This is a genomic window from Nocardia sp. NBC_01327 (assembly GCF_035958815.1).
Classification (GTDB): domain Bacteria; phylum Actinomycetota; class Actinomycetes; order Mycobacteriales; family Mycobacteriaceae; genus Nocardia.
Genome location: NZ_CP108383.1, coordinates 729535 through 755621, shown reverse-complemented (window position 1 = coordinate 755621; position 26087 = coordinate 729535). Strand labels below are relative to the sequence as shown.

Genomic DNA, 26087 nt, shown 5'->3' with positions numbered 1-26087 from the left:
CTGTACTGCGCCGTGGCCGCTCGCGGCCCGATGAAGACACATTCCTATCGGGGCCGCGTGTCACCGGGATTCAGATCCGGTAGGAGGAGATCATGGTGCGGCTCAGGTCGTCGAGGGTGGTGCAGCCCGAAAGTCCCATGGCCGCATCGAAATCCGCGAGCAGGGTGCGCAGGGCGTGCCGGACGCCGTCCCGGCCGGCCAGGCCCAGACCGTAGGCCCAGGGGCGGCCGTACAGGACGGCCTTGGCGCCGAGCGAGAGCGCGATCATGATGTCGGAGCCGGTGCGGATGCCGGAATCGAAGAGCACATCGGCGCGATCACCGACGGTCGCGACAATGGTGGGCAGGGCGTCGAGCGCGGCGATGGCGCCGTCCACCTGCCGGCCGCCGTGATTGCTCACGATCACCGCATCCGCGCCCGCGTCCACACATTGGCGCGCGTCATCGGGGTGCACGACACCCTTGACGGCAATGGGCAATTCGGTCCAGTCCCGCAGTCGCGCGATATCGGCGGGCCGCAGGCCGTGATTGCCGAAAAGCCCGAGCCAGGTGAGGACGGCCGCCTGCATGGCCTCCTCGCTCTGCTCCGGCGGCACTGCGAGTTTCGCGCGAAAGACCGGATCGGACAGGTAATTGGCCATGCCCTTACCGTGGAGGAACGGCAGGTGTCCCAGCGCCAGATCCCGTGGCCGCCAACCCAGTGCGGGCGTATCGATGGTGACGACAATGGCTTTGGCGCCGGCCTTTTCGGCGCGCTCGACAAAGGAGCGGGCCAATTCCGGATCGTTGGGCCAGTACAGCTGATACCACCAGTCGCCGGCCAGGGCGCCGGCCTCTTCGATGGTGGAGGAGCCCGCGGTGGAGAGCACCATGCCGATGCCGAGTTCCCTGGTCACCTCGGCGACCACGGTCTCGCCGCGCTCGTGCAGCAGACCGAGCACGCCGATGGGTGCGGTGAGAACGGGTGCGGCCAAATGGGTTCCGAGCACCTCCACCGACAGATCGCGGGCGCCGGGCCCGCTGGTGCCGCGCAGCATGCGGGGCATGAGCCGGTATTTCTCGAAGGCGTGCAGATTGGCTGCCGCGGTGCGTTCGGCCGAGGCGCTGCCGGCCACATAGGCGAAGGCCGCCGGTTCCAGTTCTTCCCGGGCGCGGGCTTCGAGTCCCGCCGCCGTCATCGGTAGCGAAGGGACGATGCCTGCGAGTCCGGAAAGGTAGATCTCGTTCTGGAAATCGACGAAACTGCTCATTCGGCAAACGCTAGTACCAACACCCGGGGTCCGGGCGGGGTCGGAAGTTCTTTCCCGGTGCGTAACTTATGACGGAATCGACGCGGTTCAGCGGTTGCGGACGCGCACCAGAGCTCGCGGCGACTCGGCGGCCACGAAACCAGAAATTGCCATTGCGGTGAAGATGGTCAGCGCGCCCACGGCGGTCAGTATGCCGATCATGGTTTCTCCCTTTTCGAAGTGGTCACTCCACGATGACCGGAGAAGCTGACAGGATGCTGTGTCCCCGCCGAGCCTGGCCTGACAGTAATCGTTCGGAACGAGCCGTACGCTCGGTTTCATGTATGCGGTGACACTCGACGGATTCGGTGAGCCCGATGTCATGAAATGGGCGCAGGTGCCGGACCTGCCCGCGCCCGGACCGGGCGAAGTAGTGATCGAGGTGGCGGCCGCGGGGGTGAACCGCGCGGACCTGATGCAGCGTCAGGGCTTCTATCCGCCGCCGCCCGGTGCGAGCGAGACGCTCGGCCTCGAATGTTCCGGTGTGATCGCGGCGGTCGGTCCCGGGGTGCGGGATTGGCAGCAGGGCGATCAGGTCTGCGCGCTGCTCTCCGGCGGTGGCTATGCCGAGCGGGTGCTGGTGCCGGAAAGTCAGGTGCTGCCGGTGCCCGAGGGCATGGATGTGGCTGCGGCAGCGGCGCTTCCGGAGGTCGCGGCCACGGTCTGGTCGAATCTGGTGATGCGGGCGGGCCTGCACAGCGGGAATTTGCTGCTGATTCACGGCGGCGGTAGCGGAATCGGCACACACGCCATTCAGGTGGGCCGGGCGCTGGGCGCGCGGGTCGCGGTGACCGCGGGGTCCGACGCGAAACTGGAGCGCTGCCGGGAGCTGGGCGCGACGGTGCTGATCAATTACCGCGAGCAGGATTTCGTGACCGTGATCAACGGCGAATACCCCGGCGCGGACATCATTTTCGACAATATGGGCGCGGCCTACCTGGAGCGCAATGTGGAGGCGCTCGCCGAGGACGGACAACTCGTCATCATCGGCATGCAGGGCGGGGTGAAGGCCGAACTGAATCTCGCTGCGCTGCTTGGCAAACGCGGCACGATTCATGCCACCAATCTGCGCCGCCGCCCGGCGCACGGCCACGGCTCCAAGGCCGAGATCATCACCGAGCTGCGCAAGCACCTGTGGCCGATGATCGCCGAGGGCACCGTCGTTCCGGTGATTTCGGCCGAACTGCCCATTTCCGATGCGGCACAGGCGCACCGGCTGCTGGACTCCGCCGAGACGGTCGGCAAAGTCATCCTCCGGATCGAATAGCCCCGCGGGACTACGTGTCGAGGGCGGTCAGAGCCCGGCCCAGCTGATCGATCTCGTACTTCGTCGTATACGGCGCGAGGCCGATGGTGACGGCCCCGCCCTCGTCATTGACACCGAGCGCGTCGAGCAGCCGGCTGCCGCCGTGTGATCCGCTGAGGGTGCCGATGCGCGCATCGGCCAGCTTGGCGGAGACCTTCTCGGCCTGCATGCCGGAGATGGTGAAGCTCACCGTCGGAATGCGGGTGGAGGCCCGGCCGATCACGGTCAGATTCGGAATCTGGTCGAGCACCGACATCAGATGTTCGAAGAGCTGATCGTGATAGTCCTGCAGTGAGGTGATGGACATTTCGAGGCGTTCGCGGCGGGTGCCGGTGGCGCGCTCGTCGAGTCCGGCCAGGAAGTCGATGGAGGTGGCGAGCCCCGCCAGCAGCGCGTACTGGTGGCCGCCGACCTCGAGGCGTTCGGCCCCCTTGGCATACGGATTCAGCGACATGGACGGAATGCGGTCCAGGAACGCGGGATCGCGGAAGACCAGCGCACCGATCTGCGGGCCACCCCAGGCCGGTGCGCTCAGCGCGATCACATCGGCATTGAGTTCGTCGATATCGATGAGCGCGTAGGGCGCCGCGCCGAAGCAGTCGGCGACCAGCAGACCGCCGACCTCGTGCACCCGATCGGCGGCCACGCGCACGGCGGGTGCGGACCCGACGATGGGCGAGGCGGCCGTCAATGCGACCAGTCGGGCGGTGGGGCCGATGAGCTCCTCGAACTGCCAGGCCGGCATTTCGCAGGTCTCGATCTCCACCTCGGCCCAGCGCACATGTGCGCCATAGCGATTCGCGATGCGCAGCCACGGCGCGACATTCGCTTCGTCATCCAGGCGCGACAGCACGATCCCGGTGCCCAGACCCAGCCGGGAGCTGAGCGATTCGGCCAGCCAGGCAAGCAGTACCGCCCGATCCGGGCCGAGTACCACGCCCGCCGGATCGCCGCCGACCAGATCCGCGACCGCCTCGCGGGCGGCCTCCAGAATGGCGGCGCTGCGCTTGGCCGCGCCGTGCCGATTGGTATGCGAGAAGGCGGAGGTCCGGAAACCCGTTGATACGGCCCGCGATACCGAATCCGGAACCAACATGCCTGATTGCGGGTCCAGGTGGATCCAGCCGTCGCCCAGGGACGGTATGAGGCCCCGAACCCGTGCGACGTCGTAAGTCATGCTGGCCACTCTAAAGGCAGAGGGCAAGTCGGCGTAACGGTGTGTGGCGTTTGGGTGGGTGCCGCTTAGCGCCGTCGGCGATGACGGGACATGATGGAGGCATGACGCAATCGGATGGGGCGCCGGAATCCATTGTCGTGTTCGGCCCCGAGGGCAAGCCGCTGATGATTCCCGCTGCCGTGCAGGTGGGCGGCGAGGCAACCGAGTTCACCGGACAGGTTGTCGGTGCGGCTAATTCCGACGAATCGGGCGAGCAGGAAGAGTCGTTGGCCGACATGGTGGAACAACCGGCAAAGGTCATGCGCATCGGCACCATGATCAAACAGCTGCTGGAGGAAGTCCGGCACGCACCACTCGACGACGCCAGCCGCACCCGCCTGCGCGACATCCACCGCACCTCCATTCGCGAACTCGAACAGGGCCTCGCCCCCGAACTCCGTGAAGAGCTCGAGCGCCTCGCCCTGCCGTTCAGCGATGACGTCATTCCCTCCGATGCGGAATTGCGCATTGCCCAGGCGCAGCTGGTCGGCTGGCTGGAAGGTCTCTTCCACGGCATCCAGACCGCCCTGTTCGCACAGCAGATGGCGGCCCGCGCCCAACTGGAACAAATGCGGCAGCTGCCCCCGGGCTCGACCACCGCCGATCCCCGCGGCCACGGATCACCGGGCGGCGGCCAGTACCTCTGAGCCATCACCTCTGAGCCATCGGATTCCGCCGGATTCGCGCCACAGTGACGCAGCTCCCCCGGGGTCGGCGGTAGGTTCTCGCCGCAAAGCCCGGGCTATTAGATAGGGTCGGGTGCTGTGCCTGCTGCTGCTCCCCCCGACTCGGCGACGATCGAAGCGCGCCTGGACAATGAACCGGTGCCGCTAGTGTCGGACTCTCAGTCCTTCAGCCGAGCCTGGAAGGACTTCCGCGATGGATTCGCCCAGCGTGAGCTATGGCTCGCGCTCGGCTGGCAGGACATCAAGCAGCGCTATCGCCGCTCGGTGCTCGGTCCGTTCTGGATCACCATCGCCACCGGTTTGCAGGCCGCCGCGATGGGGTTGCTGTACGCCACCCTGTTCGGGCAGTCACTGAGCTCGTATCTGCCCTATGTGACAGTCGGCCTGATCGTCTGGAATGTGATCAATGCCAGCATTCTCGAGGGCTCGGATGTCTTCATCGCCAATGAGGGACTGATCAAACAGCTGCCGTCGGCGCTGAGCGTGCACGTGTACCGCTTGGTGTGGCGGCAGTTCCTGTTCTTCGCGCACAACCTGATCATCTATGTGGTGATGCTGCTCGCGTTCAGCATCTGGCGGCATCTGCACTGGTCGGTCCTGCTCGCGATTCCGGGACTGCTGCTGCTGTTCATGAACGCGCTCTGGGTGACCATCGTGTTCGGCATCTTCAGCACCCGGTACCGCGATCTCGCGCCGATCCTGGGTAGCACCACGATGATGCTGTTCGTGCTGACTCCGGTCATGTGGAAGCCGTCGGCCCTCAACGGCCAGGCGAGCGACCGCGCCAAGCTGGCGGAAATCATCCCCACCTTCCACTACCTGGAAATCGTGCGCGCTCCGCTGCTGGGTGATCCGATCCACCTGCACAGCTGGCTGATCGTGGTGGCCATCACCGTCGTCGGCTGGATCATCGCGATACTGGCTATGAAGAAGTTCCGTTCCCGCGTCCCCTACTGGGTGTGAAGGCTTCATGACCGACAATGTGAGTATCGAAACCCAGAACGCCTGGGTCGAGTTCCCGATCTTCGACGCCAAATCCCGATCGCTGAAGAAGGCGGTGCTGGGGTCGGCCGGTGGCGCCATCGGGCGCAACCAATCCGATGTGGTGGTGGTCGAGGCGCTACGCGATATCACGCTGTCGCTGAAGGAAGGCGATCGTGTCGGCCTGGTCGGCCACAATGGCGCGGGCAAATCGACACTGCTGCGGCTGCTTTCGGGTATCTACGAGCCGACCCGCGGTAGTGCGCGGATTCGCGGGCGAGTGGCGCCGGTCTTCGATCTCGGCGTCGGCATGGACCCGGAGGTCTCCGGGTACGACAACATCGTCATTCGCGGCCTGTTCCTCGGGCAGACGCGCAAGCAGATGCTCGCCAAGATCGACGAAATCGCCGAATTCACGGAATTGGGCGACTATTTGGCGATGCCGCTGCGCACCTACTCCACCGGTATGCGGGTGCGGCTGGCCATGGGCGTGGTCACCTCCATCGATCCGGAGATCCTGCTGCTCGACGAGGGCATCGGCGCGGTGGACGCGGAATTCATGAAGAAGGCGCGAACTCGCCTGCAGGAATTGGTCTCTCGGTCCGGTCTGCTGGTTTTCGCCAGCCATTCCAACGAATTTCTGGCCCAGCTGTGCGATTCGGCTATGTGGATCGATCATGGACAGGTACGCATGCATGGCGGCATCGAAGAAGTAGTCCGCGCGTACGAAGGCCCGGAGGCGGGCGATCACGTGGCACAGGTGCTGCGGGATTTGGAACGTGAACCGGAACGGAATCCTGCATGAGCGAGCCCAGCGACCGACCGTCGAGCCCCGTGGACCAGACCACCCCCAACTTCGCGGACGATGCCCGCATCGTCGCCATTGTCGTCACCCATAAGCGCCGGGAACTGCTGGCCGAATCGCTGAAGGTGCTCTCCACCCAGACGCGGCCGGTCGACCATCTCATCGTCATCGACAACGGCAACGAGTCCGAGGTCGGCGATCTGGTGCGTAATCAGCCCATCGAATCCACCTATCTGGGTTCGGAGCACAATCTCGGCGGCGCGGGCGGTTTCGCGCTCGGCATGCTGCACGCGCTGAGCATGGGCGCGGACTGGGTCTGGCTGGCCGATGACGACGGCCGCCCGGACGGGCCGGAAGTGCTTGCGACACTGTTCGATTGCGCCAAGCGGCATCAGCTGGTCGAGGTGTCGCCGGTGGTCGCCGATATCGACGATCCGGACAAGCTGGCCTTCCCGCTGCGCCGCGGCGTGGTGTGGCGGCGGCTGCGGTCCGAGCTCGGTGACGAGGATTTCCTGCCGGGCATCGCCTCGCTCTTCAATGGCGCGCTGGTGTCCGCGCAGGCCGTGGATATTATCGGCGTGCCCGATCTGCGGCTGTTCGTGCGCGGTGACGAGGTGGAGGTGCACCGCCGGCTGGTGCGGTCCGGACTGCCGTTCGGCACCTGTCTGCAGACCGCCTACCTGCATCCGAACGGGTCGGAGGAATTCAAGCCGATTCTGGGTGGGCGCATGCACACGCAGTATCCGGACGATCCGGTGAAGCGGTACTTCACCTACCGCAATCGCGGGTACCTCATGTCGCAGCCGGGTATGCGAAAGCTGTTGCCGCAGGAGCTGGCTCGCTTCGGGTGGTACTTCCTGATGCAGCAGAAGGATCCGCAGGGATTCATGGAGTGGCTGCGCCTGCAGCGGCTCGGGCGGCGCGAGCAGTTCCGCAAGCCCGAGGCGAGTGCGCCGGGCAAGACTCCGTCCTGAGGGCGGCAAAAGCGCTGGTAGGAAAATTGATTGCGCCGATACGGGCAGCCTGACAGGGTTGTCCCGTTCTTGTTCGGCGCGCGATCGCTTCGGTGATCGCCTGGGGAGAGTTGAGGAGGTGGATTACGTGACTGCAGCACGGATTGTCGTGCCCGCGCGAGGTTCGTTCGTTCGAACCGGCGCGCCGCGCGTACCCACCTCGAATTTCCCGCGCTGAGTCCTCGAAGGGGCTCGGCCCGTCGAAGGACTCTCCCATCATGTCTGTGGTCGATTTCGACCTGCTCGCCCCCTACGGCTGGACCGCCTCCGTGGCCGCCGAATACCTTCCGCTGCTCGGCAATTCGCTGATTCCGGCGCGGGTGCTCCGCATGGATCGCAGCGAATGCGATGTGGCCGTGCCCATTTCCGGTACCCGGCTGCCCGATCAGGCTGCCGCCGTTATCGTGCGGGCTCGCTGCCCGCGCCCGGATTCCGACGTCAGTGGCCTGTGCACGGGCGACTGGGTCGCCCTGGGCAGTGATTCGGGGCAGCTGCCCGCCACGCGCGGGATGCTGAACAATGCGGTGGTGCGGCACTTGCTGCCGCGGCGCACCGCGATCGTGCGGGCCGCGGTGTCGGGGCACTCCGATTCCCGCAGCCGCGCGGCCGATCAGGTCCTCGCCGCGAATGTGGACGTCGTGCTGATCTGCACGCCCGGTGACGGGGACGTGGATCTCGGGCGCATCGAGCGCATGCTCGCTCTCGCCTGGGAATCCGGCGCGCAACCGGTGGTCGTGCTGACCAAAGCCGAACTGGCTCCGGATCTTTCGCTCGACGAGGTGCGCGGCGTCGCACCCGGCGCCACGGTGCTCGCGGTGAGTGCCGCCACCGGTCTCGGCATGGAGTCGCTCATCGCCGTCCTGGACGGCACCGTCGCCCTCCTCGGCCCCTCCGGCGCGGGCAAATCCACACTCGCCAATGTCCTCCTGGGTGCGGAGGTGTTCGCCACCAACGCGGTTCGCGACGGCGATAAGCGCGGGCGGCACACCACGGTGCACCGCGAACTACGCCCGCTCCCCACCGGCGGCACCCTCATCGATACCCCGGGCCTGCGTTCGATCGGGCTCTGGGAAGCCGCCGAGGGCCTGGGCCGGACCTTCAGCGATATCGAATCCCTCGCCGCCACCTGCCGTTTCGCCGACTGCTCCCACGATCGGGAGCCCGGCTGCGCAGTCCTGGCAGCGATCTCGGCCGGCGCCCTCCCCCAGCGCCGCCTGAACAGCTACCGCAAACTGACCCGCGAAAACGATTGGATGGCCGCCCGCTCCGACACCCGCCTCCGCGCCGAACGCCAGCGCGCCTGGAAACAAATCAACAAAGACCAGCGCCGAATGTACAAGGACCGCAGCCAATTCGGCCGCTAGCCACCTGGTCAATCGATCACCGGGCTCTGGTGGTGGCGACACGCCGCCAACCCCCACCACCAGAGCCCACTCGACGAATCCACCCCACCCTCGAGACTCTCGACCACCTCGATGTCACTTGGGTGCTCTACCGCTATGCCGAACGGCTCGAGGCCCGCGGGCATCTCGTGAAAGCGAGTGCCGAATGGGCGCTGTGCGGGTTGGACGAGTGATCACCAGGAACTTGTGGCGGGAGTTTCTCGGATGATGCCGCCGTCAGTTCCTGGTGATCGATTGTCCAGGGGGCTAGTCCTTTTGGCAGGTGAGGTCGGTGGTGGGGAGGGTGCCGTCTTTGAGGTAGGTGTTGACGGCGGAGTAGACGCAGGTGTTGGGGTAGCGGCCGAAGATCCAGTGGATGGCGACGTTGTCGAGGGTGACCATGCGGGAGGCGGTCAGGGCGCGGTGCATGCCTTCGGCGTTCGCGTAGGTGGTGCGGGTGTCGCCGGTGGATTGCACGATCAGGGTGGGGATCGAATTGTTCACCACGGTGGGCGCTTCGATGGGGGGCGCCCAGAATGCGCACGGGGTGATGTTGTTGGTGAAGGCGCCGAAGACCGGCTGGGTGGCGCGGGCGGCTTCGATATTGCGCCAGTACCAGGCCGGATCGCGGGGGACTGCGACGTCACCGCACATGATCGCCATTTGCGCCGAACCGTCCGACGGGAGGGCGCGCACCATGTAGGCGAGGGCTTTGGTGGTGCCTTCGTCGGGCTGTACCGCGCGGCCGTCGGCGGCGTCGGCGAGCAGTCGCACCTGTTCCGCGACCTGCTGATGCTGCCGCGGATCGTCCAGTCCGGCGAACAGCAGCATGGGCAGATCGTGCTGATCGACGTCGAATTCACCGACCCGGAGCGGTTTTTCGGCCGCGCGGCGAATCAGATCGACCACGGTGGCGCGCACTTGATCCCGGGTGCCGCCGAGCCGGTAGTCGTCATTGTGCGCGGCGGTCCAGTCCGCCCAGGCGTCGAGGGCGGCCTCGTTCGCGGGGCCCATGTCCTGGGTCATCTGGACCGCGCCGTAGCGCGCGGGATCGACCGCGCTGTCCAGCACGATGCGATCGCTGCGCTGCGGGAACATCTGGGTGAAGACCGAGCCCAGGTAGGTGCCGTACGAGGTGCCGTAGTAGCTGACCTTCTCCTCGCCGAGTACGCCGCGAATGACGTCCATATCGCGCGCGGTATTGCGGGTTGTGATGTGCCGCAGCCAATCACCCTCGGTGGTGGCGCAGCGCTGCGCGAGATCGGCCTGTGTCGCAACGGTTTCGGCGTACGCCCTGGCATCGATGCCTGCCGATTGCAGGCCGAAGCCGCGGGGCCACCGGCAATTCACCGGGGTCGAGCGGCCGACGCCGCGCGGGTCCATGCCGATGAGGTCGTAGCGGGCGCGGACGTCGGGGGTCATGGCCGCGCCGACATCCACCATGAAGTCCAGCCCCGGACCGCCCGGACCGCCGGAATTGGAGAGCATGACGCCGTGCCGTCGCGCCGGGTCGGTGGCGGCGATGCGGGAGATCGCGACTGTGATCGTTTTGCCCTGCGGCTCAGCGTAATTCAGTGGCACGGTGATATCGGCGCACTGGGCCTTGGCGGCGTCCAGTCTCGGGTCGTCACAGGGTTTCCATTCGGGGCGCTGACCGTAGAAGCGATCCAGGCCGACGGTCGGGGACGGGTCGGCGCTCGCCCGATCGGTGATCACGGCGCTGGTCACCGCGGTGGCCGCGGCGACGACGGTGAGGGCGGCGAAGGCTATTGCGTGTGTGCGGCGCATGGCTGGTTCTCTCATCCTTCACAGAGCGCGGTATCGAGCACCTTGGTGACGGCGGCAGAGGTCGCCTCATCGGTCGGCAGCTGGTTCACGGTGACCGTGACGGCCGCGCCGCCGGTCGCGACGCCATTGCGGGTTTCGAAGCCCGGAATGCTGCCGCCGTGTCCCCAGACCTCTTTGCCGCACGGACTGGACTGGTGGACGAGACCCAGTCCGTAACCCGCGCCGGGCATTCGGTCGAAGGGGACCGTCTGCTTCATCTGCGCCAGTTGGGCGGCGGGCAGCAGATCGCCCTTCAGCAGTGCGGTGAAGAAGCGGTTGAGATCGGCTCCGGTGGAGATCATGGCGCCGGCCGTACCGCCCCAGGACGGATCGAGGTCGGTGAAATCGACTCGCTTGCCGTCGATTACGTGATAGCCCTCGGGGTGGGCGCCGCGGATGACGGATTCACCGGAAGCCGGGTAGTAGGTGTCGTGCAGGCCGAGCCGGTCGATGATGCGGCCGGTGATCTCCTCGGCGGCGGGGCGACCGGTCATGCGCTCGATGAGCATGCCGAGCAGCACGTAATTGGTGTTGGTGTACACCGCCTTCGCGCCGGGGGTGAACTGCGGCGGCATGGACATGGCGATGCGCACCAGATCGGCGGCTTCGAAGTGCCTCGTGCGCATGTCCTCCGTATCCACCCTCAGCTGCGGCGAATTCGGATCCGGCGTACGGGAGGGGTCGCCGCTCGCGAGGTAGTCGGGCAGGCCGCTGGTGTGCTGCAGCAATTGCCGCACGCTGATGCGATTGCCGTCATTGCCATTGCCCTGCACCACGCCCGGCAGATAACGCTCGATGGGGGCGTCCAGTTCGATCGTGCCCTCGGCGACCAGCTGCAGCACCACCACCGAGACGAAGGTCTTGGTATTGCTGCCGATGCGGACTCGCGCATCGTCGGCGATAGGCGCGCCGGTCGCGATGTCACCCACACCCGCGGTCAGGGTGCGCTGCCCGTCCGGCCGGGTAATCACCACCTGAATGCCCGGGAATCCGGCCTTGACCGCCGCGTTCATGGCATCCGCAATGGCCCGGTTCCGATCCGGACTGCCTGGCTCCGAGGCCGTGCCCGCACTCGTGCAGCCCGCCGAGGCGAGCACCACGGCAAGGCCGACTCCGGCCAGTGCAATGCGACTCCGGCGCACCCGAGGTGTGCTCATAAGAAGGCGTTCCTCCTGTTCAGGCCAGTTTCTCCAGCCACCTCGAGCCTAGGAACGCCGGCCCGCCCCGCCGATCCGGCTCGCGCCCGAATCGCCGATAGCGGTGGCAGGTGCCGCAGGGTAGGGATAGCCCCACCTCGACGAGTGTTATGCAACTCGTTGCATAACACTCCGATCTCCCCTACTGTCCGAATCAGGGGTTTCGCTCCGCCTGCGCATGGACGCGCGGATTATCGGAACCGGGGCGAAGCAGGAGACAGGAGCTGACCATGACGGAAGCGCGGAAGCCGCTGGCGGGCCGGACCATGATCATGTCCGGCGGGAGTCGCGGGATCGGCCTGGAGATCGCACGCCGGGCGGCGGCGGACGGGGCGAATATCACCCTCATCGCCAAGACCGATACACCGAACCCGAAGCTGCCCGGCACCATCCACACCGCCGCGGCCGAGCTGGAGCAGGCCGGGGGCTCGGTACTGAAGTACGTCGGCGATGTGCGCGATGACGGAGCCGTGGCCGAGGCGGTTCAGCAGACGATCGCGCGGTTCGGCGGCATCGATCTGGTGGTGAACAACGCATCGGCAATCGACCTGTCCCCCACCGAGTTTCTGCCCATGAAGAAGTACGACCTCATGCAGGACATCAATGCCCGCGGCAGTTTCCTGCTGTCCAAGCTGAGCATTCCGGCGCTCAAGGATTCGGCGCAGTCCGGCCGGAATCCGCACATCCTCACCCTGTCGCCGCCGCTGAACCTGGACCCGAAGTGGGCGGGCGCCTCGCTCGGCTACACCATCGCCAAGTACGGAATGTCGCTGACCACACTGGGTTTGGCCGAGGAGCTGCGCAAGTACGGCATCGGAGTGAACTCGCTCTGGCCGCGCACCACCATCGCGACCGCCGCCGTCCGCAATCTGCTCGGCGGTGACGATATGATCGCCTCCTCCCGCACCCCCGACATCTACGCCGATGCCGCCTACCTGGTGCTCACCTCCCCCGCCAAAGACACCACCGGCAACTTCTTCCTCGACGACGATGTCCTTGCCGCCCACGGCATTACCGACCTCGACAAGTACCGCGTAGTCCCCGGCGACGGCCCCCTCACCACGGACCTTTTCCTCTGACCGCCCTCCCTCCGACCACACAACCCGCCCACTGACCGCACAGCCTGTGCGGCCGTCGCGCAGCGGCCGCACAGGTTGTGCGATGCAGCGCGGGTGTGGTGCGCCGCTGCCATCGGCCGCACAGTCCGTGTCGCAACCGAACAACCCGTATTGGCACTGCGCGGCTGGTACGCGGGCTGTTCGATGTCAGTGCGGCACGGGCTGTTCGGCATCTGCGGGCGGAGCAGGGTGTGCTTCGCTCTCGGCCAGGTTCCTCAGGGTGAGGAGTTGTTTGCGCATCATGAGGTAGTCGCCGAATACCAGTGGGGCCACAAGGTATCGGGGGCCGCGGAAGTGGACTCGGGCGTGCAGGCGACTGGCGCCTGCGGCGAGGACGGGGTGTACGGCATAGGTGACGGCCACACCGGAGGCGCGGAGGGTGATCTGTGCGCCCGGGGTGTATCCGGTGAGCGCGAACAGCCTCATGAAACGCTGGCCCGCAACGAGTTCGGTGAGCGTCGGGTCGCGGATTACAGGGCTGCGGTGGCCGAAATTGTCCAGTAGGTCGTAGCTGTACGGGGCTGCGCGCAGCTGGCACACCCAGGCGAATACCAGTTCTGGCGGGGCGGCGATATCGACGGCTCGGTTGCACACCACCGTCCGGCCGGAAAGTTCACTGTCACAAGGCAATTCCATGCCGACTTCGGCGGCCGTGACACCCCAGTATCGGCCGGGCATCCACGACCGTGGCCCGGTCATGACCGCTCCTCCGCTGCTCCGGCTATGCGGTGCAACATTTCTCGGACAACCAGGCGGTGTAGGCCGGTGCCGATCACCAGGGCTTTGTAGATCCCACCGTGCAGCCCGGGAAACGCGGCGTGAGTCAGGGCGGTCAGGCGGGTGGTGTGCGGGTCGATCTCATCCAGGGTGAAGGTGAGGCGGTAGCGGGAGAAGGGGTGGCGGCCTATCGCGGACAATCGGGCGGGCGGGTCGGCCTCGTCGAGCGTGAAACCGGGTGGGAGTGTGCTGAGATCATCCGGGTTCCTGCAGGTCGTGCGCAGTAGGGCAGCCCAGGCCCGGGTGCGATCGGCGGCGATTGATGTGGAATGCTGATCGATATAGGGCAAACGCTCCATATAGAAGGACTGTACTAGTTCATGGCACCTCCCCGGAAGCACAGCACCGACGTGATCCTCGACGCAGCCCGCACCCTGGTGCTGCGCGACGGCCCCCGCGCGGCCGGTGTGGCTGCCATCGCCGAGGCCAGCGGCGCGCCCGTCGGCACCCTCTATCACCGCTTCGGCAATCGAGACGGGGTGCTCAGCGCGACCTGGCTGCGCGCGCTGGAACGCTTCCAAGCCGGGGTGCTGACCGCCACCGAAGTGGATGATCCGATCGAGGCGGCCGTCGTCATCACCAGCGCCGCCCTCGCTTTCGGCCGCGAATTCCCCGACGATGCCCGGCTCATGCTGAACCTGCGCCTCGGCGATCTGCTGGACGGCGGCCCCGACGCGCAGTTCCGCGAACGCCGCGCGGAAATGAACGCTCCGCTCCTCCAACTGCTGAACCGCATCGCCCACGGCATCTACGGCGCGGCCGGCGAACGCGAAATAGACGCCGTCACCCGCGCGGTCGTGGATCTCCCCTACTCCGCGCTGCGCCGCCACGCCCAGTCGAAGGAACTACCGGAGTGGCTGGAGGCCGACCTCGCCGCCGCCACCCGCGCCCTGCTCACCGCCCACGCTTGAACAGCCTCGTCACGACCGGCCAGTCGGCCGACCACCGGCAATCGGCCGAACAGTCGATATCGCCCCCGTAGGAGGGCTGCGGCATTGCCACACAGCTGTTCGGAGTCATTGCCGCACAGGACGTTCGGTGCCATTGCCGCACACGCTGTTCGGAGTCATTGCCGCACAGTCTGTTCGGTCCGGGAACTCGGCGGCAATGACGAAGCGGCCGCACCCTGGTGGGTGCGGCCGCTCGGTCGTTCAGGTCAGTTCACTTGGGGTCGATGCCGTAGAGGCGTTCCCAGTTCTCGCGGCTGGTGAGTTCCGGCACGGCATGACGCCACTGCTGCTGCAGGGCCGGGAGTTCGGTGCGGAGGCGCTTGAGGACGCGGTAGGCGCGCACCAGTAGACGGCGCGCGGTTTCCTTGTCCCGCTGACGAATTCGTACCCCGGACTGCGAGGCATCGGTGACGACCACATGGTCGAACAGACCCACGTGCCACCAGTGCGCGTCCTCGCGGGTGACGCCGATGACACCGTGGATGGTGCGGCCGGTCCACTGGTTCAGGGCGCGCTTGAACAGGATCAGCAGCGGGCGGCTGGGTTCACCGCCGGCCCGGCGCTGTTGCACGTGTGCGCTGACGACGGGCGCGGTGGCCGCCGGATGCTTGACGGTCTCCGGGTAGTCGCCGCGCGAACCGCGCGCGGCGGCCAGGGCCGCAATACCGCCGTCCTGCAGCGCCTTCGGGCCGCGCAGATAGTCCTCGATGCCCTGCAGCGTGGTGTGCGCCAGGCCGTACTGCATACCGACCAGGTATTCGCTGATCTCCCGGAAGAGTTGCCGGGTAACGGCTTTCGGATCCAGATCGGTGTGCAGGGAGGAGACGATGAGCGAGTTGCGCGAGGAGAAGTAGCGCGCCCAGTCGTCGAAGTCCTTCCAGTAGAAGTCGGCATGCCAGACGGCCGCATTCGGCAGCGTGACGGTGCGGAAGCCGTGCTCGCGAGCGCGCAGGCCGTATTCGACGTCGTCCCACTGGAAGAAGATGGGCACCGGCAGGCCGATCTCGGCCACCACTTCGGCGGGGATGAGGCAGGTCCACCAGGCCTGGTAGCCGGCGTCCACCCGGCGTTCCTGATGCTTCTTGAGCATGCTGGTATTGCGCAGCGCCTTGGACACCTTCTGCCCGTGCCGCAGCCTGCCCAGATCCGTCTCCTCCGCACCGACATTCAGATAGTCGGGGTTGTAGAGGAACAGCATCTGCGCGCCCACCAGGGTGGGCTCCACGGTCATGTTCGCAAAGGCGTTGAGCCGCAGCACCGTTTCCGGCTCGCACAGGATGTCGTCGTCCATGAGGATGACGTCGGCATGCTGATTGGCGCCGGACACCTCGTACAGCCCGCGGGTGAAACCGCCCGCGCCACCGAGATTCGGCTGCCGGATATAGCGCAGCTTGTCACCCAGTTTGGGTGCCGTCTCGGCGAACACCGGCTGATCCTGCACCAGATCGGTGCCCTGATCGACCACGTACACGGCATCGATGGACGACAGCACGGTCGCGTCCGAGGCCAGCGCCGCCATGGTGGCGGCGCAGTCCGGTGCGCGGTTGAACGTGCAGATGGCAATGGCCACCGGGCGCACGGTCTCCGGTGCGGGCGCGGTCCACTCCAGGTCGGTAATGGTGACCTCGCCGCCGATGGCGTCGATCTCGAGCCACAGCGCGCCGCCGTCGATGAACATGTCGAGTGCCGTGTCCAGCACCAGCCGCCCGGTCTCCCGGGTTTCGGCGGTGGCGACAACACGCCGGTGACCGGCGATATCGGAGGCCGCCAGGCGCACCTTGGTGCGACCCGCGACCTCGAGGGTCATGGCGACCTGGACCGCGGTGACGGTGGTCCAGCGCTGCCAGTAGCTGGCCGCGAATCTCCCGAAGTAGGTATTGGTGTGTGCCGTGGCGCCCTTCTCCAGCCGCAGGCTGAAGCGTTCGCGGTGGGCCTTGCCGCCCTTCACGACCGCGTACAGCTCATCGCTGATCCGCTGCGCCGGTCCGGTGAACAGGCCGCGTGCCAGCACCAGCCGCTCGGGAGCCACGTGCTCCGCGCGCAAAGTCGCGGGGGCCCCGGCAGTCTGCGGGTCACTGATTTCGGTCACGGCTTGTCCAGCCGACGCATCCATGAAATCCCTCGACATCCCTCGAAAAAATAGACACCGGCAACATACGACGTGGGACGCACCCCACTTGTCACCCTCGGCGCGCAGAGAATAGCAATGAGCTCCGGTGGTGGCAGCGCGAACCCGCGTTAACGCGCTTCTTCGCGCGCGCCGGTGAAGACGAATTTGTCATATGCCCAGTAGCGGAAGACTACCGCCACGATCTGCCCGATGAGGGTGCCGGAGATGTTGTCCGCCAACGGACTAGACAGGTGCAGTACGTAGCGGGAGAACCCGAGGCAGCCCAGTTGCAGCCCGATGGCGACAACATTGAACAGCGCGTAGAGCACATATTCGCGGGTCGGGCTGCCGCCCTTCTTGTGCGCGAATGTCCACCATTTGTTGCCGAAATAGGTGACGACGGTGGCCACCAGGATGGCGATGATCTTGGCGAGCAGCGGCTGATGGAACAGCACACCCTCCCCGCCCCAGAACACCAGCAGGTTGTAGGTGCCCGCATCCACCACGAATCCGAGCGCGCCGACAACCAGGAATGCGCTGCCCTGCTTGAGTGCCGCGCGCACCTTGCCGATGAAGGACTCCCGGCCGTTCTCGACGGCTACCGACTCACTGCTGGACACTCGGCGACGGTACCGCAGCGATCTCGGGTACCCTCCCCGTGTTCGTATTCGCCTTCCGATCACATCGAGGATTGACCGGGTGGACCCCACCGAGCTCCGAATTGCCGCAGTGGTTCCGTGCCACAACGAAGAGGCCTCGGTCGCACAGGTCGTCAGCGACCTCAAGGCCGCCGTGCCCGGAATTGTCGTATACGTCTACGACAACCTGAGCACCGATGCGACCGCGGAGCGGGCGCGCGAGGCCGGCGCGATCGTCCGTCATGAATACCGCAAGGGCAAAGGCAATGTGGTGCGCCGCGCCTTCGCCGATATCGAGGCCGACGTCTATTTGATGATCGACGGCGACGACACCTACGACGCCTCCGCCGCACCGCGGTTGATCGAGGCGCTGCTGTCGGGACCGTACGACCATGTCCTGGGTGTGCGCCGCGAACTAGCGGGCGAGTCGGCGTACCGGCCCGGCCACGCGACCGGCAACAAGGTGCTCAATGGCGTGGTCGCGCAGGTGTTCGGCGAGAACGTCGAGGACATGCTGAGCGGATACCGGGTCTTCTCACGGCGTTTCGTGAAGAGCTTCCCGGCCGTATCGCGCGAATTCGAGATCGAGACCGAGTTGACGGTGCACACGCTGCATCTGCGGGTGCCGCAGACGGCCGTGCCGGTCGGCTTCAAGGATCGGCCGGAGGGCAGCGAATCCAAGCTGCGCACCTACACCGACGGCTTCAAGATCCTGCGGCTGATCGTCGGCCTGGCCCGGCACGAACGCCCGGTCGCCTTCTACGGCCTGTTCGGCACCCTGGCCTGGATCATCTCGATCATCCTGATCACGCCGATAGTGATCCAGTTCTACGAGATCCATTCGGTCCCGCGCTTTCCGACGCTGTTCCTGGGCTTCACGCTGATGCTGCTGGGCAGTCTCGCCTGGACCGCCGGACTGGTCCTGGACGGCATCCGCCGGTCCCGGCACGAGGCCGCGCGGCTCATGTACCTGCGCTATTCGGCTGTCGGCGCGGACGAATGCGCCGATGAACGCTCGGGTGGTACCCGCCGATGACGATCCGGACCGAACCGGACGCAACACCCCCGCCTACCGCCTCACCCACCACCCGTCCCGCAGAATCGGACATTGTGGCAACCGAAGTGAGCGATAACGGCAATCTCGAACCCGATGCGGCGCAGCCCGAGACCGTGGAGGCGCCCGGCGTCGCACAGCCGACGAAGATCGCACCGGCGCCGGTTCCCGAGCCGCAGACCGGCGTGCAGCGGGTCGCGGCCCGGATCGAACGGCGTTTCGGCACCGCGACTTTGGTGTTCCTGCTGCTGGCCGGGGTGTTCGGCGCGGTGTTCTCGGTACTGACGCCGCCGTTCTGGGGGCATGACGAGATCACCCAGTTCGGGCGGGCCTATCAGGTGGCGCACGGCGGGTTCCTGCCGGAGAAGATCCATGATGATCGCGGTCCCGCGTGGGGCGGCGACGTTCCGGCGAGCGTGGACGCGCTCATGGGCTACGCGCACAACGATTACGTGAACAACAGTCCCGACGAGCAGGATCCCATGGTGGAGGATCCGCACGGCTACGACGAACTCGGCGGCCAGGCGGTGTCGTCCCAGACCAAGCAGGTGTGGTTCACCAATACCGCCGCCTACTCCCTCGTCCCGTATCTGCCTGCCGCGGCGGGCATTCGGCTGGCCGAGGCCTTCGACTTCAATGTCGGCGGCATGGTGCTGGCGACCCGCTGGGCCGGGCTCATCGCCTATCTCGTGATCGTCGCGTTCGCGGTGCGCGCCCTGCGCGGGCACCGCATCCAGTGGCTGGCGCTGACGGTGGCGGTACTGCCGATCGCGGTGTTCCAGGCGGGCACGGTCACCGCCGATACGGTGACCAACGCACTGGCACTGCTGGTTTCGGCGCTCATCGTCAAGAGCCTGTTCCTCGGCACGCGCCTGTCCCGGCCGGAAACCGTTGCGGCACTGGCCGCGGCGATCCTGCTGCCGGTCTGCAAGCCGACCTATGTGCTGCTGGCCATGCTCATCGTGCTGATTCCCGCGCAGCGCTTGGGGTTCGGCAGCGCCGACCGACCGGCGCTCTGGCAGCGCATCCTGCCGTGGGCCGGTGCGGGGATCGGCGCCGTGGCCTTCGCCGTATGGATGAAGATCGCCGCACCCACCGGCGACGGTATGAGCCTCATGCGCCCGCAGGAGCAGTGGGGCAGTGTGCGGCCCGGCGATCAGCTGCACGGAATCCTCAGCGACCCCGGGCATTTCCTGCGGGTGTTCGGCGACAGCATCGCCCGCCGCGATCAGCGCTGGTTCACCCAGTTCTTCGGTGAGCTCGGCTTCGCGTACATCGATGTCCCCGCGCTCACCATCTGCGCCAGCCTGCTGGCCTTCGTGGTGAGTCTCGGCATCGCCGACCGCCTGACCGGTGACCGGCTGCGCACCTGGCTGGTACTGCTCACCATGCTCGCCAGCGTCGCGATGATCTACGTGACCCTGTACATGTCCTTCACGCCGGTCGGCTACTTCATCATCGACGGCGTCCAGGGCCGCTACTTCGTGCCGCTGGCGCTGCTGTTCCTGGCCGTGCTGCTGCGCTGGATGCCTTTGCGCCTCACCACTTCCGAGGGCAGGATCCCGACCAAGGGTCCGGCCATCACGGTGGTCGTGGCCGTCACCGTCGCGCTCGCCGCAGCCGTGATCAAGTATTCGACCATCGTCTGGGGCTGACCCGCTCGGTAGTGTGCGGAGGTGGGTACACGGGGGTGGCTGCGACGCCGTGTCGCGGCCACCGGCACAACAGGGCGGGGCGACTCCCGCCGGCCGAGTTGGCCGCGGTGGCGGCGCATCTCGGTGGTTCTGCTGGTCATCGTGTGCATCCTGCCGGCGCCGATCGGGGCCGCGGCCGTCTATCTGCGCCTGCAGGATGCGGGCACGCCCGCCGCATCCGCGCGCACGCGCGGCCGAGACGCGGTGTGGCTGGGGCACGCCTGGGTGGACGGCCGCAAGACCGAGGCCGATGTCGCCCAGCTCGGAGTCCTGTTGTCCAGCACCGGGATCAAGGACCTCTACGTCCACACCGGCCCGCTCGCGCATGACGGCACCCTGCCGCCGGAGCTGTATCCCCGAGCCCGCTGGTTCGTCGAGACGGTGCATCGGCTGCTGCCCGGCCTCCGGGTGCAGTCCTGGCTCGGCGATGTGCTGGCCCCCGAATTCGACGGCCTGAACCTCGACGATGCCGCCACCCGCGACCGTATGGTCACCGCCGCGAACCAGGTGCTGGATCTCGGATTCGACGGCATCCATTTCGATCTGGAGCCGGTGCGCTCGGGTTCGGCGGGATTCCTGACCCTGCTCGATCGGGTGCGTCCCGTGACCGCCGCCCGCCAGGCGCTGCTGTCGGTGTCCGCACCGGTCATCGATCCGCTGCCGGGCCTGCATGTGCTGGGCTTGGCGCTGGCCGATCACGGAAAGTGGTGGTCGCAAGCCTATTTCGCATCGGTGGCGCGGCGCGTGGACCAGATCGCGATGATGTCCTACGACACCGCCATGCCGACGGGCTCGCTCTACGGCGGATACGTCGCGCAGCAGACCCGGCTGGCGCTTCAGGTCACGCCGCCGCAGGTGGATCTGCTGCTCGGACTGCCCGCCTTCTGGGCCGACGACCTCGGTCACCACGGTGCGGCGGAGACGGTGGCGAGTGCGATACGCGGTGTCCGTTTGGGTTTGGGGCGCACCGCGCTCGACCGCCGGACGTTCGGGGTGGCATTGTACGTGGATTTCGCAGCGACGCCAGCGGATTGGGCGGCGTATCGGCGCGATTGGGGCGGGCTCACCCGCCCCTAGTGCGCCTTTCCGGGGTTACAGAACTTTTTCTCCCGCGGCCGCATACGCCGTTTCGGTGGTGTCTTTCTGCGGGCGCCACCAGGCCTCGTTGTCGCGGTACCACTGCACCGTCGCGGCCAAACCGGTACGGAAGTCCGAATATTCGGGCTTCCAGCCGAGTTCGGTACGCAGCAGCGTCGAATCGATGGCATAGCGGAGGTCGTGACCGGGACGATCGGTGACGTGATCGAAGTCGTCACGATCGCGGCCGAAGGCTTCCAGAATCAGCTCGACAACGGATTTGTTGTCACGTTCGCCCTCGGCGCCGATGAGGTAGGTCTGTCCGATTCGGCCGCGCTCCAGAATTTCCCATACGGCGCTGTTGTGGTCGTCGACGTGGATCCAGTCGCGCACTTGATGTCCGGTGCCATAGAGGCGGGGACGGACACCGTCGATGAGATTGGTGATCTGGCGAGGGATGAATTTCTCGACGTGCTGGTACGGGCCATAGTTGTTGGAGCAGTTGGAAAGTGTGGCCTGAACCCCGAAGGAGCGCACCCAGGCACGAACCAGCATATCGCTGGAGGCCTTGCTCGCCGAGTACGGACTCGACGGGTTATAGGGCGTGACCTCGGTGAACGCGGTCGGATCGTCCAGTGCGAGATCGCCGTACACCTCATCGGTGGAGATGTGGTGGTAGCGCACCTCGTGCCGGCGCACCGCCTGCAGTAGCGAATACGTACCGACGATATTGGTCTGGACAAATGGCCAGGGGTCGGCGAGCGAATTGTCATTGTGTGATTCGGCGGCGAAATGCACCACCGCATCGACACCGCCGACGAGCCGGTCGACCAGTGCCGGATCGGCAATGTCGCCCTGCACGAACTCGATCCGGTCGGCAACGGCGGCCAGTGAGGCGCGATTGCCCGCATAGGTGAGTTTGTCCAGCACGGTGACATGGACGTCGGGACGACGGGTCACGGTCTGATGAACGAAGTTCGCGCCGATGAAGCCGGCGCCTCCGGTTACGAGCACTCGCACACCGAAAACCCTACGTCGCCTTGGTCTGCCGCTGCCATGGGGACTCCATGTTGCGCGGCCTACACTCGCTGTGAGTTTCCTGTGAGCGGAATCGGCTACAAGAAGGAAACAAGTTAGCCCAACAATATTCGTACTTTCATCCGAAGAGTTGCAATTTCGTGGACTCTTCGAGAATTTCCGGTCAGGATCATTCCGGTTTTCAAGCACGTGCTGTGACCTTGACCACAAACAGACCGATCAGTAACGAACCGGGTGGCTGGGAGCGGACCTGAAAACCATACGTACGCAGGGGATTTCCAGAACCTGACGAAGCGCGTGATCACCGAGGTGAACGGAATTTGAACGAACGGTCACGGTGGGTTCACCGCACGTTAGCTGTCCTGGATTTGTATTCCCGTGTCCCCCCGAGCTATTCCGATGAGGTTTGCAACAAATGCTGATGAGGAAATTCGCCGCCACGTCGGCGCTGCTGATCGCGGCCATGGGCGTCACCGCCGGCACCGTGAACGCCGCGCCTGCTGCCGACGCCAACGCGCCGATCAACTACACCGCCACCACCACCGACGCCAGCACGATCATCAAGACCGATGGTGGTTCGCTGGTCAACGACAACGGTGTCTTCAAGATCAAGGCCGCCGACGGCACCACCGTCGCGGGCACCGATCTGAGCTTCCGTGTCGATGACTTCCAGTTCCCGATCGCCGCGCAGATCAGCGACAACGTCGCGACGCTGACCCCGCAGTTCGATGTGGACCACGCCGTCTACAAGCCGGTCGACCTGCCGTTCCAGGACACCGCCCCGTGGAAGTCCCCGTACGACCGTGAGCAGGCCGCCTGGAACCGCCTCAAGGACACCATCGCGACCGGCGCCACCATCGGCACCCTCGTCGGTGGCATCAGTGGCGCGGCTGTCGGCTGTGTCATCGGTGGCGTCATCGGCGCCGGCGCCGCTGCTGCGGCCATCGTCGGCCTCTTCGGCCCGATCGTTCCCGCCGCCGTCCTCGGCTGCCTCGGTGGCATGGCCGCCATCGGCTTCCTGGGCACCCTCGCGGGTCAGCTGCTGGTGACCGCCCCGGTCGCCATCCTGGCCGCGGTGCAGTACTTCACCACCATCAACGCGCCTTTCACCCCGGCCAAGTAATACGGCCGGTAGTTCGGAACGCGTCCGGCGTTCCGGCGCAAGCGAACCCGCTCGACCACCTGGTCGAGCGGGTTCGCCCGTTTTATGCAGTGCGCGTTAGGCGGTGCGTGCGACCCGGCCTGCTTCGATGCGCTCGCGCACGAACTGTGCGACATGCGCCAGCGCGGCCCGGCTCTCCGGCATGCTCGGGAAGATGGCCATGAACGCGTGCACCTGACCACGCCAGATCTCCAGCGTCGCAGGCACTCCCGAGGCGGCCAGCCGCTGCGCCATGAGCTCGCTGTCATGCCGCAGCACCTCGTCCTCGGCGACGATCAGCAGTGCGGGCGGCAACCCGACGAGCACATTGTTGACCGGCGAGAGCTGCGGATCCAGCCGCCCGTCCACCTCGGCGCCGAGCTTGACCACCGATTCCAAGGCGGACAGCGGAATCAGCGAATCACGGTGGTAGTTGGGATGCGCGCGCTTCTCGGTGCAGTCCAGATTCAGCGCGGGACACAGGCCGACCAGACCGGCGGGCACCGGCAGTCCGGCATCACGAGCGCGCAGTGCGGTCGCGAAAGTCATATAGCCACCGGCGGAGTCGCCCGCGAAGACGATGCGCGAGGCGGGCACGCCGTGTCCGAGCAGCCACTTGTAGGCGGTCAGGCAGTCGGTGACCGAACCCGAGATATCGGTGTCGGGCAGCTGCCGGTACTCGACGCTCACCACCGGCATACCGGTGCGGCGGGCGATGGCGGCCACCACGGGCCGATGCGTGTCCAGGCCGCAGAGGAAGAAGCCGCCGCCGTGCATGTACATGACGACGCCCTCGCTCATCGCGCTGCGGGCTCCGGCGGGGCGCACGATCTCCATGCGGAAGCCGTTGAGCCGCACCTGTTCCCGTTCCACTCCGCGCGGGGCGGGGCGCAGTTTGGCCAGGGTGTTGATGACTCCGCTGACCACCGGCATGGCGCCCGCGCTGAGCGTCATCATTTCGCCGGCGGGACGGATGGTGGCTCGGCAGGCGGCCTCGAGGGTGCGCGCGTAGACGCTGACACTGTCGGGATTGATCACCGGATCGGCGGAGTGGACGTTGCGGGTCGTCGCCATTGCGCACCTACTTCGTTGTTGGCGCGCCGAGCCGTTCGTCCGGTGACCGAAGAAGGGCTCGGCGCCCGGTGCGGGAGAGTCGGCGCTGACATCTCACATAGCGTTGTTTCAGAACACCATGGGAACGTGACCTACGCAACAGATATCGCCGTATCGGTATGGCGGCAAACGCATGTGATCGTTTCGCCGTCGACTCGGAACCTCCCCGCTCTCGCTCGCGATCGAACTGGCAGACTCTTGTGACATGCGTGGAATCATCCTGGCGGGCGGCACCGGGTCGCGTTTGCACCCGATAACGCGCGGGGTGAGCAAACAACTTGTCCCCGTCTACGACAAACCGATGGTGTACTACCCGCTGTCCACCCTCATGCTGGCGGGCATCCGGGACATCCTGGTCATCACCACCCCCGAGGATTCGGCGGCGTTCCACCGATTGCTGGGCGACGGCAGCCAGTTCGGGCTGAACCTCAGCTATGTGGTGCAGCCGCAGCCGGACGGGCTGGCCCGGGCCTTCGTGCTCGGCGCGGACCACATCGGCAATGAGCCAGCCGCACTGGTGCTGGGCGACAACATCTTCCACGGCCCCGGTCTGGGCACCAATCTGCGCCGCTACGCCGAGGTCGACGGCGGCGCGGTCTTCGCGTACCGGGTCTCGGACCCGACCGCGTACGGCGTGGTCGAATTCGCCGACGGCAAGGCCATTTCCATCGAGGAGAAGCCGAAGGCGCCGCGCTCCAGCTATGCGATTCCCGGGCTGTACTTCTACGACAACGACGTCCTCGCGATCGCGCGCGAGCTGAAGCCCTCCGACCGCGGCGAATACGAGATCACCGATATCAACCGCGCGTACCTCGAACAGGGCCGGTTGAATGTCGAGGTGCTGCACCGCGGCACCGCCTGGCTCGACACCGGCACCTTCGATTCGCTGCTGGCCGCCGCCAATTACGTGCGCACCATCGAAGAACGACAGGGTCTGAAGATCGGCGTGCCCGAGGAAGTGGCCTGGCGGATGCGATTCATCGACGACGAACAGTTGCGGGCGGCGGCCGAACCGCTGGTGCGCTCCGGATACGGCGCGTACCTGCTGGGCCTGCTGGAACAGGGACGAGAAGAATGAGCATGCGGATTCGGGAACTGTCGATTCCGGGCGCCTGGGAATTCACCCCCAGCCTGCACGGCGACGAACGCGGGGTGTTCGCCGAGACCTTCAAGTCCTCGGAGTTCGAGAAGACGGTGGGGCGGCCGTTCGATCTGCTGCAGGTCAACACCTCCACCTCGGCCGCCGGTGTGCTGCGCGGTATCCACTACACCGAAACCCCGCCCGGCCAGGCCAAATACGTGACCTGCGTGCGCGGGGCGTTCCTGGATGTGGTGGTGGATCTGCGGCCCGATTCGCCGACGTTCCGGCAGTGGGACAGCGTCGTCATCGACGATGTGGAGCGTAAATCGGTATTCCTCGCCGAGGGTCTCGGGCACGCACTGCTGTCCCTGGAGGACGACTCCACCGTCATCTACCTGTGCTCACTGGAGTACTCCCCCGAATTCGACCGGGACCTGGACGCTTTCGACCCGGAGCTCGGTATCGAATGGCCCGCGGTGGATCGCAATGGCGACCCGATGACGTTCACCCGCTCCCCCAAGGACGCTGCCGCCCCCTGCCTGGCGGACCTGAAACTCCCGCACTGACGAGCATTCCCCCGATACGCAACTGGGGCG

The 26087-nt window shown here is 66.3% G+C and carries 25 protein-coding genes; 15 read left to right on the top strand and 10 right to left on the bottom strand.

The features are described 5' to 3' along the window. Positions 1–70: 70 nt before the first annotated feature. Positions 71–1249, bottom strand: a complete 1179-nt coding sequence (locus OG326_RS03285) for a lactate 2-monooxygenase (protein ID WP_327143151.1) — start codon at positions 1247–1249, stop codon at positions 71–73. 319 nt (positions 1250–1568) lie between these two features. Between OG326_RS03285 and OG326_RS03280 the strand changes: the two genes are divergently transcribed. Further along, on the top strand, positions 1569–2555 hold the full coding sequence (locus OG326_RS03280; protein WP_327143150.1) for an NAD(P)H-quinone oxidoreductase: 987 nt from the start codon (positions 1569–1571) through the stop codon (positions 2553–2555). A gap of 10 nt (positions 2556–2565) precedes the next feature. Here the strand turns inward: OG326_RS03280 and OG326_RS03275 are convergent, their stop codons facing one another. Continuing rightward, positions 2566–3771, bottom strand: coding sequence for a cysteine desulfurase-like protein (locus OG326_RS03275; protein WP_327143149.1), 1206 nt, complete (start codon positions 3769–3771; stop codon positions 2566–2568). Between the two features lie 101 nt (positions 3772–3872). Here OG326_RS03275 and OG326_RS03270 point away from each other — a divergent pair, with 101 nt between their 5' ends. The 6 genes from OG326_RS03270 (at position 3873) to OG326_RS03245 (ending at position 8871) form a co-directional block, all read left to right on the top strand. After that, positions 3873–4457 (top strand): bacterial proteasome activator family protein, encoded by a 585-nt coding sequence (locus tag OG326_RS03270; RefSeq protein WP_327143148.1) that lies wholly within the window; start codon positions 3873–3875, stop codon positions 4455–4457. 177 nt (positions 4458–4634) lie between these two features. Continuing rightward, positions 4635–5459, top strand: coding sequence for a galactan export ABC transporter permease subunit Wzm/RfbD (gene wzm, locus OG326_RS03265; protein WP_327143147.1), 825 nt, complete (start codon positions 4635–4637; stop codon positions 5457–5459). A 7-nt stretch (positions 5460–5466) separates the two neighbouring features. Further along, on the top strand, positions 5467–6282 hold the full coding sequence (gene wzt, locus OG326_RS03260) for a galactan export ABC transporter ATP-binding subunit Wzt/RfbE (RefSeq protein ID WP_327143146.1): 816 nt from the start codon (positions 5467–5469) through the stop codon (positions 6280–6282). Beyond that, on the top strand, positions 6279–7256 hold the full coding sequence (gene glfT1 / locus OG326_RS03255; RefSeq protein ID WP_327143145.1) for a galactofuranosyltransferase GlfT1: 978 nt from the start codon (positions 6279–6281) through the stop codon (positions 7254–7256). Before wzt ends, glfT1 begins: the two co-directional genes overlap by 4 nt. Positions 7257–7513: 257 nt before the next feature. Continuing rightward, positions 7514–8659: a ribosome small subunit-dependent GTPase A gene (rsgA, locus tag OG326_RS03250; RefSeq protein ID WP_442790909.1), complete on the top strand. Its 1146-nt coding sequence runs from the start codon at positions 7514–7516 to the stop codon at positions 8657–8659. Between the two features lie 32 nt (positions 8660–8691). Next, positions 8692–8871 (top strand): hypothetical protein, encoded by a 180-nt coding sequence (locus OG326_RS03245; RefSeq protein ID WP_327143144.1) that lies wholly within the window; start codon positions 8692–8694, stop codon positions 8869–8871. Positions 8872–8944: 73 nt separating this feature from the next. Here the strand turns inward: OG326_RS03245 and OG326_RS03240 are convergent, their stop codons facing one another. Further along, positions 8945–10465, bottom strand: a complete 1521-nt coding sequence (locus OG326_RS03240) for an alpha/beta fold hydrolase (protein WP_327143143.1) — start codon at positions 10463–10465, stop codon at positions 8945–8947. A gap of 11 nt (positions 10466–10476) precedes the next feature. Continuing rightward, positions 10477–11661 (bottom strand): serine hydrolase domain-containing protein, encoded by a 1185-nt coding sequence (locus OG326_RS03235; protein WP_327143142.1) that lies wholly within the window; start codon positions 11659–11661, stop codon positions 10477–10479. A gap of 269 nt (positions 11662–11930) precedes the next feature. On the opposite strand from OG326_RS03235, the gene OG326_RS03230 reads away from it, so the two are divergent. Further along, complete coding sequence (locus tag OG326_RS03230; protein WP_327143141.1) at positions 11931–12779, top strand: SDR family oxidoreductase; 849 nt, start codon at positions 11931–11933, stop codon at positions 12777–12779. Positions 12780–12965: 186 nt separating this feature from the next. Here the strand turns inward: OG326_RS03230 and OG326_RS03225 are convergent, their stop codons facing one another. Together OG326_RS03225 and OG326_RS03220 are read right to left on the bottom strand one after the other, a co-directional pair. Next, a complete protein-coding gene (locus tag OG326_RS03225) occupies positions 12966–13517 on the bottom strand; it encodes a hypothetical protein (RefSeq protein WP_327143140.1) in 552 nt (183 codons plus the stop codon). Continuing rightward, positions 13514–13894, bottom strand: a complete 381-nt coding sequence (locus OG326_RS03220; protein WP_327143139.1) for a hypothetical protein — start codon at positions 13892–13894, stop codon at positions 13514–13516. The genes OG326_RS03225 and OG326_RS03220 overlap by 4 nt, the downstream gene beginning before the upstream one ends. A 21-nt stretch (positions 13895–13915) precedes the next feature. Between OG326_RS03220 and OG326_RS03215 the strand changes: the two genes are divergently transcribed. Next, positions 13916–14506, top strand: a complete 591-nt coding sequence (locus tag OG326_RS03215; RefSeq protein ID WP_327143138.1) for a TetR/AcrR family transcriptional regulator — start codon at positions 13916–13918, stop codon at positions 14504–14506. Between the two features lie 250 nt (positions 14507–14756). Here OG326_RS03215 and OG326_RS03210 read toward each other — a convergent pair whose 3' ends face one another. Together OG326_RS03210 and OG326_RS03205 are read right to left on the bottom strand one after the other, a co-directional pair. Further along, positions 14757–16658 (bottom strand): glycosyltransferase, encoded by a 1902-nt coding sequence (locus tag OG326_RS03210; RefSeq protein ID WP_327146347.1) that lies wholly within the window; start codon positions 16656–16658, stop codon positions 14757–14759. A 125-nt stretch (positions 16659–16783) separates the two neighbouring features. Beyond that, on the bottom strand, positions 16784–17275 hold the full coding sequence (locus OG326_RS03205; protein ID WP_327143137.1) for a GtrA family protein: 492 nt from the start codon (positions 17273–17275) through the stop codon (positions 16784–16786). 79 nt (positions 17276–17354) lie between these two features. Here OG326_RS03205 and OG326_RS03200 point away from each other — a divergent pair, with 79 nt between their 5' ends. The 3 genes from OG326_RS03200 (at position 17355) to OG326_RS03190 (ending at position 21118) form a co-directional block, all read left to right on the top strand. Then, positions 17355–18329, top strand: coding sequence for a glycosyltransferase (locus tag OG326_RS03200; protein ID WP_327143136.1), 975 nt, complete (start codon positions 17355–17357; stop codon positions 18327–18329). Between the two features lie 74 nt (positions 18330–18403). Next, on the top strand, positions 18404–20002 hold the full coding sequence (locus OG326_RS03195; RefSeq protein ID WP_327143135.1) for a DUF2142 domain-containing protein: 1599 nt from the start codon (positions 18404–18406) through the stop codon (positions 20000–20002). Positions 20003–20023: 21 nt separating this feature from the next. Beyond that, entirely contained in the window at positions 20024–21118 is a 1095-nt protein-coding gene (locus OG326_RS03190; RefSeq protein WP_327143134.1) for a hypothetical protein, read from the top strand. Between the two features lie 15 nt (positions 21119–21133). Here the strand turns inward: OG326_RS03190 and rfbB are convergent, their stop codons facing one another. Then, entirely contained in the window at positions 21134–22138 is a 1005-nt protein-coding gene (gene rfbB / locus OG326_RS03185; RefSeq protein WP_327143133.1) for a dTDP-glucose 4,6-dehydratase, read from the bottom strand. A 433-nt stretch (positions 22139–22571) separates the two neighbouring features. On the opposite strand from rfbB, the gene OG326_RS03180 reads away from it, so the two are divergent. Continuing rightward, positions 22572–23279, top strand: coding sequence for a hypothetical protein (locus OG326_RS03180; RefSeq protein ID WP_327143132.1), 708 nt, complete (start codon positions 22572–22574; stop codon positions 23277–23279). A 96-nt stretch (positions 23280–23375) separates the two neighbouring features. Here OG326_RS03180 and OG326_RS03175 read toward each other — a convergent pair whose 3' ends face one another. After that, complete coding sequence (locus tag OG326_RS03175; RefSeq protein ID WP_327143131.1) at positions 23376–24371, bottom strand: alpha/beta hydrolase; 996 nt, start codon at positions 24369–24371, stop codon at positions 23376–23378. A gap of 244 nt (positions 24372–24615) precedes the next feature. On the opposite strand from OG326_RS03175, the gene rfbA reads away from it, so the two are divergent. After that, entirely contained in the window at positions 24616–25488 is an 873-nt protein-coding gene (rfbA, locus tag OG326_RS03170; RefSeq protein WP_327143130.1) for a glucose-1-phosphate thymidylyltransferase RfbA, read from the top strand. 2 nt (positions 25489–25490) lie between these two features. Continuing rightward, entirely contained in the window at positions 25491–26057 is a 567-nt protein-coding gene (locus OG326_RS03165) for a dTDP-4-dehydrorhamnose 3,5-epimerase family protein (RefSeq protein WP_327146346.1), read from the top strand. The last annotated feature ends 30 nt before the right edge of the window (positions 26058–26087 follow it).

Bases quoted from the DNA above. Each gene is read 5' to 3' on its own strand.
- OG326_RS03175 (WP_327143131.1), bottom strand. From the start codon at position 24,371: ATGGCGACGACCCGCAACGTCCACTCCGCCGATCCGGTGATCAATCCC.
- OG326_RS03215 (WP_327143138.1), top strand. From the start codon at position 13,916: ATGGCACCTCCCCGGAAGCACAGCACCGACGTGATCCTCGACGCAGCC.
- OG326_RS03240 (WP_327143143.1), bottom strand. From the start codon at position 10,465: ATGCGCCGCACACACGCAATAGCCTTCGCCGCCCTCACCGTCGTCGCC.
- OG326_RS03180 (WP_327143132.1), top strand. From the start codon at position 22,572: ATGCTGATGAGGAAATTCGCCGCCACGTCGGCGCTGCTGATCGCGGCC.
- OG326_RS03165 (WP_327146346.1), top strand. From the start codon at position 25,491: ATGCGGATTCGGGAACTGTCGATTCCGGGCGCCTGGGAATTCACCCCC.
- OG326_RS03225 (WP_327143140.1), bottom strand. From the start codon at position 13,517: ATGACCGGGCCACGGTCGTGGATGCCCGGCCGATACTGGGGTGTCACG.
- OG326_RS03230 (WP_327143141.1), top strand. From the start codon at position 11,931: ATGACGGAAGCGCGGAAGCCGCTGGCGGGCCGGACCATGATCATGTCC.
- rfbA (WP_327143130.1), top strand. From the start codon at position 24,616: ATGCGTGGAATCATCCTGGCGGGCGGCACCGGGTCGCGTTTGCACCCG.
- OG326_RS03275 (WP_327143149.1), bottom strand. From the start codon at position 3,771: ATGACTTACGACGTCGCACGGGTTCGGGGCCTCATACCGTCCCTGGGC.
- OG326_RS03235 (WP_327143142.1), bottom strand. From the start codon at position 11,661: ATGAGCACACCTCGGGTGCGCCGGAGTCGCATTGCACTGGCCGGAGTC.
- OG326_RS03280 (WP_327143150.1), top strand. From the start codon at position 1,569: ATGTATGCGGTGACACTCGACGGATTCGGTGAGCCCGATGTCATGAAA.
- OG326_RS03210 (WP_327146347.1), bottom strand. From the start codon at position 16,658: ATGGATGCGTCGGCTGGACAAGCCGTGACCGAAATCAGTGACCCGCAG.
- OG326_RS03220 (WP_327143139.1), bottom strand. From the start codon at position 13,894: ATGGAGCGTTTGCCCTATATCGATCAGCATTCCACATCAATCGCCGCC.
- wzt (WP_327143146.1), top strand. From the start codon at position 5,467: ATGACCGACAATGTGAGTATCGAAACCCAGAACGCCTGGGTCGAGTTC.
- rsgA (WP_442790909.1), top strand. From the start codon at position 7,514: ATGTCTGTGGTCGATTTCGACCTGCTCGCCCCCTACGGCTGGACCGCC.
- OG326_RS03270 (WP_327143148.1), top strand. From the start codon at position 3,873: ATGACGCAATCGGATGGGGCGCCGGAATCCATTGTCGTGTTCGGCCCC.
- glfT1 (WP_327143145.1), top strand. From the start codon at position 6,279: ATGAGCGAGCCCAGCGACCGACCGTCGAGCCCCGTGGACCAGACCACC.
- OG326_RS03285 (WP_327143151.1), bottom strand. From the start codon at position 1,249: ATGAGCAGTTTCGTCGATTTCCAGAACGAGATCTACCTTTCCGGACTC.